This window comes from Solimicrobium silvestre (assembly GCF_002976435.1).
In the GTDB taxonomy this organism is placed as follows: domain Bacteria; phylum Pseudomonadota; class Gammaproteobacteria; order Burkholderiales; family Burkholderiaceae_D; genus Solimicrobium; species Solimicrobium silvestre.
This window is the reverse complement of the sequence record NZ_PUGF01000011.1, coordinates 1-17,739: the sequence shown is the minus strand read 5'-3', so window position 1 is coordinate 17,739 and position 17,739 is coordinate 1. Positions and strand designations below refer to the sequence as shown.

17 protein-coding genes are annotated in these 17,739 nt (G+C 44.5%); 6 read left to right on the top strand and 11 right to left on the bottom strand.

All coding sequences use genetic code 11. The annotated features are described in order from the left end of the window. Nucleotides 1–180 precede the first annotated feature (180 nt). Genes S2091_RS12185 through S2091_RS12165 form a run of 5 tightly spaced genes read left to right on the top strand, consistent with a single transcriptional unit; the run spans nucleotide 181 to nucleotide 5,961 of the window. Nucleotides 181–945 (top strand): 3',5'-cyclic-nucleotide phosphodiesterase, encoded by a 765-nt coding sequence (locus S2091_RS12185; RefSeq protein ID WP_105532211.1) that lies wholly within the window; start codon nucleotides 181–183, stop codon nucleotides 943–945. Nucleotides 946–955: 10 nt separating this feature from the next. Next, nucleotides 956–2,596, top strand: a complete 1,641-nt coding sequence (locus S2091_RS12180; protein ID WP_105532338.1) for a GAF and HD-GYP domain-containing protein — start codon at nucleotides 956–958, stop codon at nucleotides 2,594–2,596. Nucleotides 2,597–2,643: 47 nt separating this feature from the next. After that, nucleotides 2,644–4,530 carry a CHASE2 domain-containing protein gene (locus S2091_RS12175; protein ID WP_105532209.1) on the top strand — a complete coding sequence of 629 codons (1,887 nt, stop codon included), beginning with the start codon at nucleotides 2,644–2,646 and terminating at the stop codon, nucleotides 4,528–4,530. Then, nucleotides 4,527–5,102, top strand: a complete 576-nt coding sequence (locus tag S2091_RS12170; RefSeq protein WP_105532207.1) for an SH3 domain-containing protein — start codon at nucleotides 4,527–4,529, stop codon at nucleotides 5,100–5,102. The genes S2091_RS12175 and S2091_RS12170 overlap by 4 nt, the downstream gene beginning before the upstream one ends. A 1-nt stretch (nucleotide 5,103) precedes the next feature. Then, nucleotides 5,104–5,961 (top strand): M48 family metallopeptidase, encoded by an 858-nt coding sequence (locus S2091_RS12165; RefSeq protein WP_165794980.1) that lies wholly within the window; start codon nucleotides 5,104–5,106, stop codon nucleotides 5,959–5,961. Between the two features lie 79 nt (nucleotides 5,962–6,040). Here S2091_RS12165 and S2091_RS12160 read toward each other — a convergent pair whose 3' ends face one another. Continuing rightward, complete coding sequence (locus S2091_RS12160; RefSeq protein ID WP_105532204.1) at nucleotides 6,041–6,778, bottom strand: YoaK family protein; 738 nt, start codon at nucleotides 6,776–6,778, stop codon at nucleotides 6,041–6,043. A 97-nt stretch (nucleotides 6,779–6,875) separates the two neighbouring features. Between S2091_RS12160 and S2091_RS12155 the strand changes: the two genes are divergently transcribed. Continuing rightward, nucleotides 6,876–7,727: a PA4780 family RIO1-like protein kinase gene (locus S2091_RS12155; RefSeq protein WP_105532202.1), complete on the top strand. Its 852-nt coding sequence runs from the start codon at nucleotides 6,876–6,878 to the stop codon at nucleotides 7,725–7,727. Nucleotides 7,728–7,759: 32 nt separating this feature from the next. Here the strand turns inward: S2091_RS12155 and S2091_RS12150 are convergent, their stop codons facing one another. The 10 genes from S2091_RS12150 to S2091_RS12105 form a co-directional block, all read right to left on the bottom strand. Then, the gene (locus S2091_RS12150) at nucleotides 7,760–8,350 is read right to left on the bottom strand and encodes a putative pterin-binding protein (protein ID WP_105532200.1); all 591 of its coding nucleotides are present in this window, start codon (nucleotides 8,348–8,350) and stop codon (nucleotides 7,760–7,762) included. Between the two features lie 50 nt (nucleotides 8,351–8,400). Continuing rightward, entirely contained in the window at nucleotides 8,401–8,961 is a 561-nt protein-coding gene (locus S2091_RS12145) for a sugar transferase (protein WP_105532198.1), read from the bottom strand. A gap of 13 nt (nucleotides 8,962–8,974) precedes the next feature. Next, on the bottom strand, nucleotides 8,975–9,919 hold the full coding sequence (locus S2091_RS12140) for a UDP-glucose 4-epimerase family protein (RefSeq protein ID WP_105532196.1): 945 nt from the start codon (nucleotides 9,917–9,919) through the stop codon (nucleotides 8,975–8,977). Beyond that, complete coding sequence (locus S2091_RS12135; RefSeq protein WP_105532194.1) at nucleotides 9,912–11,180, bottom strand: glycosyltransferase family 4 protein; 1,269 nt, start codon at nucleotides 11,178–11,180, stop codon at nucleotides 9,912–9,914. Before S2091_RS12135 ends, S2091_RS12140 begins: the two co-directional genes overlap by 8 nt. A gap of 34 nt (nucleotides 11,181–11,214) precedes the next feature. After that, a complete protein-coding gene (gene wecB / locus S2091_RS12130) occupies nucleotides 11,215–12,342 on the bottom strand; it encodes a non-hydrolyzing UDP-N-acetylglucosamine 2-epimerase (RefSeq protein ID WP_105532192.1) in 1,128 nt (375 codons plus the stop codon). Continuing rightward, the gene (locus tag S2091_RS12125; RefSeq protein WP_105532190.1) at nucleotides 12,335–13,345 is read right to left on the bottom strand and encodes a polysaccharide biosynthesis protein; all 1,011 of its coding nucleotides are present in this window, start codon (nucleotides 13,343–13,345) and stop codon (nucleotides 12,335–12,337) included. The genes wecB and S2091_RS12125 overlap by 8 nt, the downstream gene beginning before the upstream one ends. Nucleotides 13,346–13,377: 32 nt before the next feature. After that, entirely contained in the window at nucleotides 13,378–14,235 is an 858-nt protein-coding gene (locus S2091_RS12120) for a dTDP-4-dehydrorhamnose reductase family protein (RefSeq protein ID WP_243405406.1), read from the bottom strand. 330 nt (nucleotides 14,236–14,565) lie between these two features. Beyond that, entirely contained in the window at nucleotides 14,566–15,585 is a 1,020-nt protein-coding gene (locus S2091_RS12115; protein WP_105532188.1) for a glycosyltransferase, read from the bottom strand. Beyond that, nucleotides 15,585–16,403, bottom strand: a complete 819-nt coding sequence (locus S2091_RS12110; protein ID WP_105532187.1) for a 2OG-Fe(II) oxygenase — start codon at nucleotides 16,401–16,403, stop codon at nucleotides 15,585–15,587. Before S2091_RS12110 ends, S2091_RS12115 begins: the two co-directional genes overlap by 1 nt. Next, a complete protein-coding gene (locus tag S2091_RS12105) occupies nucleotides 16,396–17,586 on the bottom strand; it encodes a glycosyltransferase family 2 protein (protein WP_105532185.1) in 1,191 nt (396 codons plus the stop codon). The genes S2091_RS12110 and S2091_RS12105 overlap by 8 nt, the downstream gene beginning before the upstream one ends. Nucleotides 17,587–17,739: the final 153 nt, after the last annotated feature.

Here is a 17,739-nt window from a genome sequence, read left to right as displayed (position 1 = left end):
ACATTAATGCCATTTTTACCAAAAATCACGGAATAAATATACTAACGATATTTTTCATTAAATTTAACCTGTTTAATGGCTATCTTATCGATAAAACTTGCCCAAATTCACCTTATATACCCAATTTTTCCTGCCTATAATGATTCAGACTCTTGACTAAAACTCTCAAGTGAGCTGAGTATGAAACTACAAGTATTGGGCTGTGCTGGTGGTATTGGCGGACGCGAGCAGCTCACCACCTGCCTGTGGCTGGACCATGATGTGCTGCTAGATGCGGGCACTGGCTTGTCCACATTATCACTGCATCAACTATGTACTATTGACCATGTATTTTTAACGCATAGCCATCTTGACCACGTGGCTGGTCTGGCCTTTTTACTGGATAGTGTTTTAGGCAAGCGCCATACGCCAATTACAGTACATGCTAGTGCCACAGTCATACACACACTTAAAACCCATTTATTTAACTGGCAACTCTGGCCGGATTTTACGGTGATTCCCAGCCCGACCAATGGCATTTTGCGCTGGGAGGTAATGGAGCCCGGTAGCACGCTTCAAATTAATGATAAACACATTCAATCAAAGCCAGTAAACCATACAGTGGATGCGGTGGCTTATTGGGTCCATAACCGCATGAATGGATTTTTGTTTACCGGTGATTTGTCGCACTCGCCCGATTTATGGGCGTGTTTTGCCAACGAAGAAAAACTGCGGCATGTGATTGTTGATTGCTCCTTCCCAAATAGCGCAGCAGAACTGGCGCACGAATCTAAACACTATTGCCCAAAAAGTTTACAGAGCGATATAAGGGCGATGCCCAAGTCAATTGAGTTTTCAGTTACGCATTTAAAACCGGGTCAGGAAAATTTGATTTTGTCCGAATTACGCAGCAATTCCGAACGTCAATTCAATGCGCTTTACAGTGGTGCGCAGTTTACTTATTAGTTCAATTTATATGACGCACGAATCTAACGACTATCAAACGCCCAGCATTGAGCAGCGCTTAGAGCAGCTCACGGAACTATGCGTTGAGTTAAGCAGCAACCACGATACGCCGTTACTAACCGAGCATATTTTGCGGGTCGCCCAACGCATGAGTAACGCGGATGGTGGCACCTTGTACCGAGTTAGTAAAGACGGTAAAAATCTACACTTTAATATTTCAATTAATGACAGTCTGGGCATGTATCAAGGCGGCGTGCGCGGACAAGCCATTGAAATGGCGGACCTGCCGTTATTGGATATAAATGGTCAAGCCAATCTGAACACGGTCGCAGCTTACGCGGCGAATATGCGTTGCTCTGTCAATATTCCCGACATTTATCAGGCGGACGGTTTTAGTTTTACCGGCATGCTTCAGTTTGACCAGCAACAGAAGTACCGCACTGTTTCACTGCTCACTGTGCCGATGCTGGATCATGAAAATGAATTGATCGGTGTACTGCAACTGATCAACGCCATTAATCCACAAACCAAAATAATTTCCACCTTCAGCGATACCGATCAGCGCTTTATTGAAGCACTGGCTTCGCAAGCGGCCATTGCGTTGACCAACCAATTATTAATCTCGCAATTGGAAAATTTGTTTGAGTCGTTAATTAAACTGATCAACATTGGCATTGATGAAAAATCGCCGCATACCGGCAAGCATTGCATGCATGTACCGGAGCTGACGATGATGCTTGCGGACGCGGTACACCTTACAGATAGCGGGCCGTTAGCTGATTTCAAAATGAGTGTACGCGACCGGAAAGAACTGTGGATGGCCGGCTTGTTGCACGATTGCGGAAAAATTACGACACCGACTCATGTGGTTGAAAAATCCACCAAACTGGAAATGATTTACGACCGTATTCATGCCATAGACTGCCGTTTTGAAGTGCTCAAACGCGATGCTGAAATTTGCATCCTCAAACAAAAACTGGCTAACGCTGACCTCACTGTTCAGCAACAGCTGGATCAAGCCTTACAACAGGAATTGATTCAACTTGAGCAAGATCGTGACTTTTTACGGCACGCCAATATCGGTGGCGAGCGCATGAGCATGGAAGACCAGGAGCGCGTGAAACAGATTGCTAATTACCAGTGGTGTGGAGCCGATAATGTCATGGGTAATTTTTTGGATCAGGAAGAAGTCGACAACCTGACCATCCGCGCTGGCACGCTGAATCCACAGGAACGCAGCATCATCAACAACCATATTGTGCTCACAATCAAAATGCTGGAAGCCTTGCCGTGGCCGCGTCATTTACAAAACGTACCGGAATATGCAGGCGGACATCATGAGCGCATGGACGGCAAAGGCTATCCACGCGGACTACGTGGCGAGCAAATGTCAGTGCAGGCACGCTTGATGGCGATTGCCGATATTTTTGAAGCGCTCACAGCCAAAGACCGCCCGTATAAAACTGGCAAAATGCTCACCGAATCACTGGATATTTTAGGTAGATTTTGTTTGAACGGACATATTGATCCGGCGATTTTTGACGTGTTCGTGCGTCGTAAAGTGTATCTGGATTACGCTAAACGTTTTATGGATCCAGAGCAATTAGATGAGGTAGATGAAAATAAAATTCCGGGGTATATGGTTTTGTAGAGCGGGCACAATTCGTGCCCATCCTACGATTCGAAGGGGCTCTAAGCATGTCGAATTCAACCGCGAAATTTGGACTAGGCATGCTGCTCCAATGGCAGGTTCTGGCGTGCTTGTTGTTTGCCTCGGCGTTTGCGCTCGAACTATTTTGGTTACACCGCCTACAAACCACTGAAGCGCGCTTGACCGACGCGTTCATGCGCCGTCACGCTGCCGAATACATTCCTGACCCTGACATCGTGGTAGTTGATATCGATAATGCCAGCATGACTGAGATGGAGGCAATTGCCGGACTGTGGGCTTGGCCGCGTGAAATTCATGCGGACTTGTTGGAAGGCTTGTCCGAATTCGCACCGCGCGCGATCGTGTTCGACATCGCCTTTTCTGAGCGCGATATGAAACGTCCCAAAAGCGATGCGCGCCTATCGGAACAAGTCGCAGCCTCGCCCACTCACTCGATCTATCTTCCAGCAACCCTGCTCAACGAGCGCGGAGATGCGCCGCCCGTTGCGCTGCAAAGCGTGGCGCAAGCATTCGCCATGCACGGAAGCCACGTATCCACTACGGCAGCCACTCTACAACTGCCGCAGGCCGTACAACCGGCCGCCTGGCGCTTAGGTTTAATCAATAATCTCGACGATGCAGACGGCGTATTACGACGTTACCGCCTCTACAACGACGTGGCAGGCTGGCGCATTCCATCGCTTCCCGCGCGCGTGGCATCCGACTTGGGCTTCGCGGTTCCGGTAGGCAGTGACTTCACACTGCGCTGGCCCGATTTAGGTCACAAACGTTATCGCTATAGCGAGTTGTACAAACTACTCACCGAGCACAGACCGGATTTAAAACCAGCCGAAGTGTTGCGTCTGGCTCACGAATTTCGCGACAAGATAATCTTTATCGGCGCATCGGCATCCTCTTCGTTCGATCATCATTTATCGCCACTCGGCTCCGGTTATGTTGGCGTCGACGTTTTAGCGGTGGCTCTCGATAATCTGAAAAATGGCCGAGTCATGCGCCAGTCGGCACCGCACTGGATATTTCTATGCGGTCTTGGTTTGTTACTGGCACAAGTGTTGGCGTTTCAGCAGCGCGTGCATCCACTGATAATCGGCGCGGCGTTAGTTGTTACCACCTTAGGTGGCGTGTGGCTGGCCGATATGGCACTGCACCGCGATCTGATCATGCCAATAATCACCCCGTTCATATTTGTCTGGATCTGGTATCTGGGCGCTGCGCTGGTGGGCTATTTACGTGAACGACGCACGCGCGATCAGGCGGTGGCCTTGTTTCGCCGTTTCCTTAATCCGGGTGTGGTACGCAAGATTGTTGAGCAAGGCGAAACCGTGGAAAGTCTCTCTGGCCAGATGCGTAATGTGACTGTGCTGTTTTCCGACATCCGCGATTTCACCACGCTATCGGAATCGTCTCCGCCGCAACAAGTGGTGGCTCTGCTGAACCGCTATTTTGAACGTCAGGTAGAAATCATTTTCAAGCATCGTGGCACGCTGGATAAATTTATTGGCGATTGCATTATGGCATTTTGGGGTGCGCCTTTTGACGACCCGCAACAGGCGCAGAACGCGGTTGCGGCGGCGCTAGACATGCAAGATGCCTTACTCGAATTTAATCAGGAACTTAAGGCTGAAAACCCGAACGCAGCCAATTTCGATATCGGCATCGGCCTCCATTTCGGACCAGCAGTTATCGGTTTTATCGGCGCGCAACGTAAGCTGGACTACACGGCAATCGGCGACACAGTCAACCTCGCCAGCCGCGTCGAAGGATTGACCAAAGGCGTCTCACGCATCCTCGTAACACGCGAGGTCAAAGATGCCTGCGCCGCTGTACATGAATTTACGCTCTGTGGCACGTATGCAGTAAAAGGTCGTTACGCTCAAGTTGAACTCTATGCACCGTCGAGGAAGATTAAATGAACATATCATCAAAAAATTACCCGAACATGTTCGGTTCGCTTAGCTGTGCTCTTCTATGCTTATTAGTCGCCAGTTTGCTGCACGCGGAGCCAGCCCAAACCGTGCGTAACACAGACTTACAAGCTCAGTCGCAATCCGACGCGCAGGTACTCGCCGCTCTGCCCATCAATACACGTCTGGACGTGTTGCTGCGGCGCGGTGCCTGGAGCCAGGTCAAAACCAACGCGGGCCAAACCGGCTGGGTACGAATGTTGAGTTTGCGCTTCGATACCAGCGGGTCGGCAGCAGATACAGGATCGTCCAGCAATCCACTCAGCGCGTTGACTAGCCTGTTTAGTACCGGAAGAACATCGAATACCGGCACAGTAACGACCGGGGTGAAAGGACTGGGTGAAGAGGATTTAAAAAATGCCCAAGAAAATCCTGGGGAAATGCACAAAATGCAGAAGTTAGCTGTAGACAAAAAAACCGCCAAAGATTTCGCCCAACGCTCAAAACTAACTCCGAACCATGTCGCGTATCTGTCAACCGATACCAAGCACGCCGACAATTCACGCTCGGGAGGGAATTAAGATGAACACTCTTTATCGCCTAAGTAAATACATCAGCGCGGCAGCCCTGTTAAGCATTTTTTACAGTAGCGCCAGCGCACAATTCAATTTACAAATTCCCGGCCTCGGCAACATCGGGAAACTGCTCGATACCACAACCAAGACTTTCAAAGAGGTTGATGAGCCTGAGGAAATTCGCATTGGTCAGGAATTCGCGTCCATTCTGCTTGGTGCAAAACCACTAGAACCAGACCAACGTAAGCAACGTTACGTCAACGCCCTCGGCCGCTGGCTCGCACTACAAACTGAACGCCCCGATCTGCCGTGGACTTTTGCGGTGCTGGACGATCCCAGCTTCAACGCCTTCGCAACACCTGGCGGCTACATCTTCGTTACACGCGGCCTGCTTGAGCGCATGCATAACGAAGCAGAGCTGGCGGGCGTGTTATCTCACGAAATCGGACACGTATTACGCAAGCACCACTTACATGCCGTGCAAAAAAACTCGGCCTTTTCAGCCGCAGGAGATTATTTCACCTCTAGCACCGGTGGCAACGCGCAAGTTAAATCCGCCGTATCGGGTGCGATCCGTAACATGCTGGTCAAAGGATTAGACAAAGATGACGAATACGAAGCCGACCGTATTGGCGTCGTTATTGCAGCTCGTGCGGGGTACGATGCCTACGGCTTACCGTCAGTATTACAAACCTTGCAAAAACAAAGTTCGCAGGATAATAATTTCACACTGCTATTCAAAACCCACCCACTGCCCGCCGACCGGCTCACGCAACTTGATCAGTTGATGGGGCAGCAGTTCGATACTCTGCCGGGAATTTCAGGGAAGACGATTGAAGAAAGGCTTAAGGAATTTGGCAGGTAAAGTTAGAGATGTTCAAATGCTTATATAACCCTATGCCGCCATTAACGTCATTCCCGTGCAGGAACTAATCCTTATCCACTCATTCCTTGTGGGTAAAAGCAGGAGCAACCGACAAAGCAATCAAGACAATTGCCAAAGGAACTGTAGAAATGAATCCCAGATTTTTAAATCCCAAAGCTCCAAATACGCCACCGCAAAAGAAAAAAAGCACCAATGAGCAGTATATTTTCAGCTTGTCTCTATTTGCCAAAACTTCACCATGAACAGGTTGTTGTTGATCACGGTTCCAGTAGATTAATTTTCCAAGTTCAATCCCGATATCGGTGACTAAACCAGTAATGTGGGTGGTGCGTATTTCAGCATTGGATATTTTAGTAATCAAGGCGTTTTGCAAACCCATCACATAGCACAACAAAATGGCCGTTAATGAAACTTGCACCAATTCATGTTGCTGTAGCTTTTTACCTATCAAGCCAAATACCAATAACAACAGTGCCTCTAAAATTAATGTCGGGGTATAAATATAAATCACCGAATGCCGCTTAGCGTAATTCACCAACAATGCTGTGCTTGCCGAACCACAAATAAAAGCAAATAAAGAAAATAAAGCCGACAGCGTCAATACAATATTTCCCAAAGCCAAGTTATCTGCCGCAGAAGAAACTATCCCCGACATATGCGATGTATATTGTCCAATCGCTAAAAAACCGCCTGCATTTAAAGCCCCCGCCACAAAAGCCAAGGTAACGCCAAGGTGTAAATTTGATTTTGCGGTGCGTTGCGGGGAGGTTAAATGTGCAAGATAAGTTATCGGCATGAAACATTCTGCAAGATTAAAATTTAAGCTCCAAGTGTAACGCAGCTATACTCACTACTTTAAAAATTCAAAAATAAATCCCACTTTATTCATCACAATGAAAACTCCCAAAAGAATCCTCCCTTTAGTTGAAGAAGGATTAATCGACGAAGTCGTGCGACAACTAATGAGCGGCAAGGAAGCCACTGTTTTTGTGGTGCGCTGTGGCGATGAAATTCGATGTGCCAAGGTCTACAAAGAAGCTAACCAACGCAGCTTTCATCAAGCTGTGGCGTATCAGGAAGGTCGGCGCGTAAAAAATAGCCGTCAAGCACGCGCCATGGAAAAAGGCAGCAAATACGGTCGAAAAATGGCGGAAGAAGTTTGGCAAAACGCCGAAGTGGATGCTTTATATCGCTTAGCCGCCGCTGGCGTTCGTGTGCCAACGCCGTATATATGTTTTGAGGGCGTGTTGTTAATGGATTTGGTAACGGATGCCAATGGCAACGTGGCTCCGCGTTTAAATGACGTGGAATTCGATCATGACAAAGCATTGAAATTCCACACAATGCTTTTGCGCGAAGTAGTACTAATGCTTTGCGCCGGCGTGATTCACGGCGACTTATCTGAATACAATATTCTGGTTGATGAGCAAGGACCGGTCATCATTGACTTGCCACAAGCCATTGATGCTGCTGGCAGCAGTGTTGCATCTAGCATGCTTGAGCGTGATGTGACCAATCTGGCCAATTTTTTCGGCACGTTTGCACCGGAATTAATTGGCAGCCAATATGGCAAAGAAATCTGGAATTTGTACGAAGCGGGATTATTAACCCCTGATTTTGCGCTAACCGGCAAAGTACCTGCGCCAACGGAACCGGTGGATGTAGAGTCTGTTATTAATGAAATCGAATCGGCACGTTTAGAGGAAGAAGATCGGGTTCGTCGGCAATTGGAGATGCAGAATTAATGCGCAGTGAATTAAATTAGCCAGATCAGTGCTTAAGCAACCACCTCAATGCAATACAAACCCCAAGGGCATTTATCAAACCGTTGATTGAGTGGTTTTTGCGCAATCTCGGTGAGTCGATCAGCATCATAGATCGCAAACAGCGGCCCAAATCCTCCGACTGAAAGCAGTTGCCCATCCAATTTGGTCGCTAAAATGTAATCGTATTTTTCTGCTAAAGCGAGGCTGATTTCTGGTGAGTAGCCATCAATTCCGTGAAATATAATGCTGCTGTGCTTGGTTTTGTTGACACCAACAAGTTCAAGCACATCCATCAAACGTGGGCCGCTTAATTGGTGTATGCGGGCATCGTATTCCAAGGTTGGGCTAATTGTTTTAGCTCGCAGATTTTCAAGATCACTCAATGCAAATGTATAAGCACGTTCAAAATGAACGCCTTGCTTATGCATAAGCTGATCTTTCACTACATCGGATTTATCACGGTTAACGTGTTTAATATCGCCAGTAATGGTTAAGATAATTTGAGCAGAAGCATTCTGAATTGTCGCGCTAGCTTCCTTCAATGTTGGTATTAAGAGAGTACCAAGAACTAGCCCGCTTGATAAAAATTGACGCTTTTCCATCTGATTGCTCCATGATTGAAACTCAAATTAGCCCGATTTCTTACGACTAGTTAATGTGAAACACCATCGCGCTTAACTACTTTTAAAAAAGTTAAAAACAAAATTTTAAAATCCAAAAAAAAACTACGGTGCTCCAGGTAATACACATCCAACGTTACCTTTTGTGGAATCGGCAATTCATCACGGCCATTAATTTGCGCCCAGCCTGTTAAGCCCGGCAACAAGGTATGTACTTGCTGACTCGTACGCAAACTGATCAAATCATCCTGATTAAACAAAGCCGGACGCGGCCCGACAAAACTCATATCACCACACAAAATACTCCACAACTGCGGCAATTCGTCCAAGCTGGATTTACGCAAAAATGAACCGATCGGTGTCAGGTATTGTTTTGGGTCACTGAGTAAATGGGTCGCCACAGCAGGAGTATTAATCTGCATGGTTCTGAACTTCGGCATGCGGAAAATTTTATTATTACGGCCAACCCGATCCGACCAATACACAATCGGGCCAGTGGAAGTGAGCTTCACAAATAAAGAAACCAACACAATCGGAATCAACAAAATCAAGCCGGCAATTACAGTCAAAAATAAATCAAAAATACGCTTCATGTACACATTCCGGTTAATTCAAACTCTTAGCGGTAAGCTTCATACCCTGTTCAACCGACATAGGCGGCTCCCAACCCAACAGCTGCCTTGCTTTACTGGTATCCACCTGTAAAGAACCGCAAAGGCGCTGAGCAACGGCTTTTTTTCCCAGCAACATTGCTGCAATCGTCAACCAGCTTTCCGGCACAGGAAGCAACCATTGCTTTACACCCAATCCCCCAGCAAATTGTCGTAACAATTCAGTGGTAGATAAATCACATCCATCCGAGACTAAAAATACTTGATTTGCGGCGTTAGGATGATCTATGCACAGGGTAATCAAGCTGATCAAATTTTCAACATAAACAAAACTGCGCTTATTATTAATCGCACCAAATGGCAAGGGAATACCACTGCGTACCAATTTGAGCATATTAAGGAAATTAGCCTTTACGCCCGGACCATAAACTAAGGGGGGCCGTATGATCACGACTTCCAAACCAGTTATGGATGACAACTCAAGCAGTGCTTGTTCGGCTTCAAATTTAGAGACGCCATAGGAATCTTGTGGGTCAGGCTTGTCAAGCTCATTAAATGCCTTGCCTAAATCGGTATGTTCGCCATTTACCTTAATTGAACTCAAATAAATGAAACGATTCACACCGGCAGCAAGCGCTTGCCTAGCCAAATTCAAGGTTCCGGCTACATTGATACGACGAAAATCAGCTAACGGATCGGGCGACGTATCATTCATGATATGCACACGTGCGGCACAATGAATGACCGTATCAATCCCTTTTAAACTAGCCGTCCAGTCCGTGCTGTCATCAATACCATCCACTGTTACCATTTGAGCACCGCTCAATTGAAACGGCGTTCTGACGACACAAGTCATCTGCGCACCTTGCGCAATTAAATGTTGCGCCAAAGGGCCGCCCACAAAGCCGCTAGCACCAGTTAATAAAATATGTTTATTCATGAGGATAAAGCACTGTGTTATCTAAAGGAATTTGTCCCGCCTTGGCAGCTTGAAAATACATTTCCAATTTTTTCAACAAGGTCTCGCGATCAAAATGTCGTTGATAATATTGTCTGCCGCGTTCACCCATTTGAGCCAGATCTTCTTTAGACGTCGCGGACATTTCCATTACAAGTTGAGCCAACTCAGCAGATGCACCCGAAGCACATGAGCGTCCACCTCCCGATTCATCAATGACTAACCGAGCCTCGCCATCGATCATACCAAGAATTGCTTTGCCAGCAGCTAAATAAGATTGCACCTTGCCTGGCACAGTATGTGAAAAAATATCATCGGACTTTAATGCGACAAGTAAAGCATCTGCAACTTGAAAAAAGCTAGGCATTGTTTCAAGCGAAAACCGCCCAACCAAATGAACACAGCTTTGCAGGCCACGACGAACTACTTCATCGGCAACCCAATCCCGTGCACGGCCATCACCAACAATAACCCATCTAATCCGCTCATTTGATTTGAGCAACTCTGCCGCATTCAGAATAGCCGGAAAATCCTGCGCATCGCCAATATTTCCAGCAAATAAAATGGTGAACAATTCGTCGTCGCGCTTGAGTACATCCTGCTTATGATAGCTGGTTTGACTAAATACCTGCTCTGCCCAATTAGGAAAATACAAAACTTTGCCAGGAAGATGCGCCTGGTCGCAATATTGCTGAACAGACGCGGTAAACGCACGCGACTGAATCAGAATATGATCGCATTTAGCATAAATCCAACTGACCATCTTTCCGACCATTTTCAACAAAAACGGCGAACGAACAACGCCGACCGCCGATAATGTTTCAGGCCATAAATCCTGCACCCATAAGAAAATTGGAATGTGCTTTAAACGACCCAGCACAATCGCCGGAATCGCCATGGTGATCGGCGAAACAGCAAAAACGAAAATAACATCAAACTCAGAGCGGCGTAATTTCCAAGCTCCTGTTAATGAGGCATTTATAAAAAAAGTGAGGTAATTCAACATCAGCCGCACTTTACTTTGCCCACGTAACACGTGGGCAATACGCAGTATTTTAACCGACTGATATTTAGAAAAGCGACCGGGATCAGCTGCAAACTCAGGATACAAATCACCTTCAGGATAATTCGGCGAACCTGTCAATACTGTAACCTCATGCCCCTTATTGGCGAAATCACTTGCCAAATCATTGATACGAAAATTTTCGGGCCAAAAATACTGAGTAACAATTAATATCCTCATTATCTAGCACTCACCAACTCGGTATATTTCCTCATCAAACTGTCTTCTTCCATACCACACGATTAACATAATCCGTGTAGCTCAGAATGATACGCAGCACTTTTTCCGATACATTCGGCATGGAATAATCTTCAACCAGACGCAAGGCACGCTGCTCACCCTTTGGTTGTGACTCCAATATTTTCAGGGCCTGAAATACGCGTTTCAGCTCCAAGCCGGTCATCATCACTGCGGCCTCTTCAAAACCCTCCGGCCGTTCATGTGCTTCACGAATATTCAACGCCGGAAAATTCAAAATCGAAGATTCTTCGGTGATCGTCCCGCTATCAGACAACACCGCGTGTGAGCACATTTGCAGCTTGACGTAATCATTAAAACCTAACGGTTTCATTAACCGTACCAGTGGATGAAAGATCAAACCAGCTGCATCGATACGCTTTTGCGTACGTGGATGGGTAGAAACAATCACCGGCTCTTGATAAGTTTCCGCTAACTGATTCAAGATACCAGCCAGTTTTACCAAGTTCTGTGGCGAATCGACATTTTCTTCGCGGTGTGCACTAACAACGAAAAATTTACCCTGCTCCAAGTTCAAGCGCTGCACCACATCGGAAGCATCAATGCCGGTGCGATAATGCGTCAATACTTCATACATCGGGCTACCGGTTTTAATAATACGGTCTGGTGCCAAACCTTCACGCAACAGATAATCACGCGCAATAGCACTATACGGAAGATTAATATCCGACGTGTGATCAACAATACGGCGATTAATTTCTTCAGGAACCCTAAAATCAAAAGAACGATTTCCAGCTTCCATATGAAAAATCGGTACTTTTTTGCGCTTGGCAGTAATAGCTGCCAGCGCACTGTTCGTATCACCCAAAATCAATATAGCTTCCGGCTGATAAGCGTCGATCACTTTATCGGTTGCAGCGATGACTTTGCCAATTGTTTCAGCAGCAGTTTCACCCGCGGCTTCCATAAAGCAATCCGGCTTACGAATGCCCAGATCGTCAAAAAAAACCTGGTTCAGTTCATAGTCATAATTTTGACCAGTGTGAACTAGCGTATGTTCACAATATTGATCCAGAAGAGCAATAACTCGTGAAAGTCGGATAATCTCGGGACGAGTTCCAACAATAGTCATTACCTTAAGCATTGATAGACTCGCGCACGATGTCCAGTTGCATCAAAACTTCTTTAACTCCTTCAACAGTTAAACGTTTTGTATTGTGCGAAGTGTAATCATCAATATCGGCGATTTCCGTCTGACCTTCAATAAAATATTTATCGTAATTCAGGTCACGCGTATCTGCCGGTATCCGGTAGTACTCGCCCAGATCCTCAGAACGCGCCATTTCTTCCCGTGACACTAACGACTCATATAATTTTTCACCGTGGCGCGTACCAATTACTTTGGTTAAATTTTCACGTTTCAACAGCTCATTCAACGCTTGCGCCAAATCACCGACGGTTGAAGCCGGTGCTTTCTGAACAAAAATATCGCCAGGACGAGCATGTTCAAATGCGTACATAACCAGATCAACTGATTCCTCCAACGACATTAAAAACCGCGTCATGTTCGGATCGGTAATCGTCAACGACTTACCGGCCATTAACTGACTCAGGAATAACGGAATAACTGAACCGCGGGATGCCATCACGTTGCCATAACGGGTTGCAGACAAAACAGTTTTGGCAGGATCACATAAGCGTGATTTTGCAACCATGACTTTTTCCATCATGGCTTTTGAAATGCCCATCGCATTAATCGGATAAACAGCTTTATCGGTACTTAGCACAACACAACGTTCTACCCCATGCTCAATCGCCGATTGCATGACATTTTCCGCACCGAGTACGTTGGTTCGCACCGCTTCCATCGGATAAAATTCGCAGGATGGGACCTGTTTTAATGCTGCAGCATGAAACACATAATTAACACCACGCATGGCATCATTAATACTGCTACGCTCACGTACGTCACCGATATAAAATTTGACCTTGTCACTCTTCAAGGCTATACGCATATCTTCTTGCTTCTTTTCATCTCGGCTAAAAATACGAATTTCAGCTAAATCTGAATCCAAAAACCGCTGCAGAACGGCATTGCCAAATGAACCGGTACCACCGGTGATAAGTAAAATCTTATCTTTAAACATAATAACTTCCTAAAAAATATATTTAACTACAACTAATTAAATTCGCGCATACGCGCAACCAACTCACTCCATGTTGGAGGAACATAGCCTGTTGCAGTTTTGAATCGGGAGGAATCCAGCGAGCGATCTAAAACCAGTTGATCGTCTGCCGCAATATCAATCTGCTTACCGTATTCAGCAGAAATTAATTTTAACAAATCGTATTTGGAAATCGGCTCCGCCGATACGTGATACAAACCCGATAATTGCGGGTTTGGTAAAACAAAATCATTAATTACTCTGGCTAACTCAACGGTTGGCAAACCTGAAAATATGGCACGCGTGTATCCCTTTATGCCACCCTCTTGCTTTAAAAACCAATTTACCAGGCTATGCGCTCCATTCAGTTCATGCCCGATAATGGAAGTTCTTAACGTAATCGCGTGCGGGTAATCGACTTCACCGAGAAATTTACTTTTCCCGTACAAATCCTCAGCATCTGACTTATCCTGCTCAACATAATTACCGCGTTGTCCGTCAAATACACAATCAGTGCTAATGTGAACTAATCGCGCTTGCGCTACTGCACACAGATGCGCCAAGCGATGTGGCAACAATGTATTGATCGGAATTGCGGACAACACGTCCTTGGCTTCAGCTAACTGCTTCACTAGACCGATACAGTTAATAACGACATCGGGCTTAACTGAGGCAAACAACTTCACTAATCCATCACTACTTTCGACATCGACTCCACAAATAATTTTTTCTTTCACGCCGTCAGAAAAATATTTCACCACTGCCGAAGTGCGAGACGTTCCATGGACCATCAAATCAGAATTACTGGAAAGCAGACGAAATACTGCATTTCCCAGCATCCCGGAAATACCTAAGACTAAAACTTTATTCAAAACAATTCCTTTCTGATGTTGACACTATTTTTCAACGCAATAAAAAGAAGAAAGCAAACCGCATCCCCCCATTGTTTACTATCATACTTTGTAAGTAATTGATTTTAAACATTTTACGTAGTAGTTCTGCCTCGTACAGCTTAGTAAAAGACATATCCAATTTTCAACTCTACAATAAAGTCTCAATCTGATATTTTCCACCGTAGCTATCCTATCAATCTGCTCTTAGGCTTAATCAGTTTGACAGCCACCTTCTATCAAAAGAACGAAACTTAACTAGTCTTCAGAACCCCAACAACGTTCATAATTGTCTCAGTTAGCTCAGTACATTCACTTCAGAAGCACCTCAAGAAAATCATGCGCAGAACCAATCTCAATAGGCTCTGTTGGAATATTCCATAATCGCTTAACAGCTCTAGCAATCGACACCGGTGAATTAGGATCGAAAGTTTGAGTCGGTTGACACACATCGCGAACAAAATCCAACTCCGATGCAACAATAGGCATTCCTGTATGAGATGCCTCTAATAATGGCAAACCAAAGGATTCTGCTGTTGAAGGAAATATTAATGCTTTTCCTGAATGATATAAATCAAGAACCTTCTTATGTGGCAACAAGCCTAAATTTGTAATATTCAAATTATGAGTAGAATTTGCATTATCTATTTCACGTCGGAGCGAATTATAACTATCCCCTAACGTTAGTGCCAATGAAGGGAAAATTCCTTCTTTAGCCAACAATATCCAAGCAGCCAAAAGATTTCGATGATTCTTATGCGCCTCACCATCCGCCACATAAATGAAATCGTACTTTCGAGCGTCAGCACAAGAAACTGACTCCACGACTAAGATATCCATAAATGGAATAACCCGCACGATAGGATTTCCCCCATGCCACGCTTTTACGGCCGATTGCATAGAGGACGTTTGTACAATATATTCATTCACATGATTTTTAAACGAACGGCATATAAACCGCTCTAAAGCTACACGTACTTTGGTTCTACCTAAAAAAGACGACAAAGGACTCAGCCCCAAATAGTTTCTGTTTTGTTGAAAAACGACAACCCTACCGGCTACTCGCAATAATGGGGGCATACCGTGAAAGCACAAAATCAAGTCATCATGCCTAGCAACATGCCTCAATCTAAATTCTGCCTGAAGACGCCCCATCAATGACGGGCTAACAAAATTACAATCCATTTTGGGTGGCAAACAGAGAAGCTCAAATGCACGTTTATCTAGATTGGCCCACCCTTCCTCGAAGGTTAGGGCAAGAAGTAATTCTTTTAATAAAACAAGCCCACCTCCTACATGTACATTAGGTGCATGTAGTAACAAACGCCCCACTACTTGTCTCCTTTATATAAATCTTTTGCACCAACTCCATCCGGAAATATGGCGCGTACCGCTTGCCTTAATCCATTGTCTATCCACGCAGCAGTTCTGCGGAAAGTTTGCTCTGGGCGCGCACTAAACGATGTCACATTGAAATAATCTTGTTTAATTGGAGAAACTGGTGAAAAGTAATAATTTGAAACACAACAACGTAATTTAGGAACAATAATTGGGCTTACTGAATGCCAAGAGGTTGGCGTTGTTTCCATAAGAACCAAGCGATTAAATTTGCTATGAATCACTACGTTTTCACGAACAGACTTTTCCCACAATTCAAGATTACCCCCATTTTGTATTTCCCAGTCCGGAGTGACGTAATACAGCAAATTCAATGTGCGATAGTATCGACGTGAAACCTCGTGGGAATTATCAATGTGGGGATTTAGAAAATGTCCTTCTCCCATCATGCTGAGCCCACCTGCATACAATGTAGGGTCCGGAATTTGTTGAGTTATTCCGGTAATTTCCTCAATCACCTTTACCACTGCTACATCTTGCATAGCAAAAGTTATATCTTTAAGTATTGAATTAAATTGATCAAAATGTTTTGAGGTATATTTTCTTTCCCTAAAGCTAGACATTAATCGCATCTGTCCCAGGCTTGGAAATACACTATATATTTTCTTTGCAATATCTTCCGGAAGGAGATTTTCAATATAACAATATCTAACACCAACATCCTTCTTGCTTTGCATAAAAAATTCACGTGCAGTAGTTTTATCTTCCTGCAAACGCGTAACTATTAAATCAACCAACTCATCCCTAAACATTCTTACCTCGATTTTTAAATGACATTGATTTGCTATTCAAATAATTCTTCAGGATTTGACTGGCCTCAAAAATATTTTTCACATCCGGTATAAAAAATCTACCGCCTGCGGCTGTCGGCTTCAGTGCTCGCTTAGAGAGCCTAATAATTTTCCGAATGCTGATACTCATCGCATTAAAAAATATTTTCAAAAGCACTATGATAATATTTAATTTAAATTGATTCTTATAAACAACTATCGCATTAAAAATTTCATTAAAATAATCTGGATGATTTACCAAACAAATTGAATAAAGGTGAATATAATTAAATTCATTCAATTTTCCATCATATAACCTGCTCAGTGTTTCATATGCAGCTTGGCTCCATACCGTCTCTACGCTAAAGAACCTTGGAATCAACGGTGGCCATATTAAATCTTTATAAGGCTTAATATGTGGATCATCTTCCAATCTCCCTCGATGTGCATTCATAGCACTGCGCCCAGTATTGCTATTCCCCGCAGCCCCAGGAATAGTCAATGGATAATCAATCAATACAAAAGAGTCGATCATTGATGCGATTCCAAGTGCACCAGAAACGTCAGGACTAACACCATGAAAATAATTTCCGGTTTTTTCTTTCACTTTTTCCATTACGGATCGCTTAACAATACCGTGATAAATTTTCGGCAAACCATCGGTACCCTGACATGCGGCTCTCAGCGAATTATTCAAACCTGATGCACTTTGCATTTGTGATATATCCGAGGAAAAACTATCTATATAAATTCGACTAGAATGACCAGATCCAAACGTTTTAGATAAAAAATCAGGCCATGCGTAATTCGCAACAACTCTAGGTGAAATAGCATCAACATTATTTTCAATTGCCCATTGAACAGCATCAAGAATTTCAGAGGTCACAGTATCGTCATCTCCTATAAGGCAAACATATTCTCCTGTCGCCAAGGACAATGCACGATTATGGTTTTCTGTCATTGATAAACGAACATTGCAATAATGATAGTGAAGGCGACTATCTTTTGTAATCTCTTCAATGTCAATTACTAGTCTTCCATCAGTGCTCGTATCGTGAATAATTAATTCTATTAACTCTGACTCAATGCTCAACACGCTTTTGGCGGCAAAAATCGCATAATTACTGCGATTATGTGTTGCCACCACAATAGATAGAATCGGCATAAATAACTTCTTTACTTATAAAATTAACAAATAATACTGATGTCAGTATTAGCCTTAAACCAAAATATTCATTTTAATTTGTTGATTAAAATTTTTAACCATCACAAAAACAAAAGTTAATAACAAATCAAATGATACAGATCCGATTAAAGG

Coding starts and splice junctions, on each gene's coding strand:
- S2091_RS12185 (WP_105532211.1), top strand. CDS start 181: ATGAAACTACAAGTATTGGGCTGTGCTGGTGGTATTGGCGGACGCGAG.
- S2091_RS12180 (WP_105532338.1), top strand. CDS start 956: ATGACGCACGAATCTAACGACTATCAAACGCCCAGCATTGAGCAGCGC.
- S2091_RS12175 (WP_105532209.1), top strand. CDS start 2,644: ATGTCGAATTCAACCGCGAAATTTGGACTAGGCATGCTGCTCCAATGG.
- S2091_RS12170 (WP_105532207.1), top strand. CDS start 4,527: ATGAACATATCATCAAAAAATTACCCGAACATGTTCGGTTCGCTTAGC.
- S2091_RS12165 (WP_165794980.1), top strand. CDS start 5,104: ATGAACACTCTTTATCGCCTAAGTAAATACATCAGCGCGGCAGCCCTG.
- S2091_RS12160 (WP_105532204.1), bottom strand. CDS start 6,778: ATGCCGATAACTTATCTTGCACATTTAACCTCCCCGCAACGCACCGCA.
- S2091_RS12155 (WP_105532202.1), top strand. CDS start 6,876: ATGAAAACTCCCAAAAGAATCCTCCCTTTAGTTGAAGAAGGATTAATC.
- S2091_RS12150 (WP_105532200.1), bottom strand. CDS start 8,350: ATGGAAAAGCGTCAATTTTTATCAAGCGGGCTAGTTCTTGGTACTCTC.
- S2091_RS12145 (WP_105532198.1), bottom strand. CDS start 8,961: ATGAAGCGTATTTTTGATTTATTTTTGACTGTAATTGCCGGCTTGATT.
- S2091_RS12140 (WP_105532196.1), bottom strand. CDS start 9,919: ATGAATAAACATATTTTATTAACTGGTGCTAGCGGCTTTGTGGGCGGC.
- S2091_RS12135 (WP_105532194.1), bottom strand. CDS start 11,180: ATGAGGATATTAATTGTTACTCAGTATTTTTGGCCCGAAAATTTTCGT.
- wecB (WP_105532192.1), bottom strand. CDS start 12,342: ATGCTTAAGGTAATGACTATTGTTGGAACTCGTCCCGAGATTATCCGA.
- S2091_RS12125 (WP_105532190.1), bottom strand. CDS start 13,345: ATGTTTAAAGATAAGATTTTACTTATCACCGGTGGTACCGGTTCATTT.
- S2091_RS12110 (WP_105532187.1), bottom strand. CDS start 16,403: ATGTTTAGGGATGAGTTGGTTGATTTAATAGTTACGCGTTTGCAGGAA.
- S2091_RS12105 (WP_105532185.1), bottom strand. CDS start 17,586: ATGCCGATTCTATCTATTGTGGTGGCAACACATAATCGCAGTAATTAT.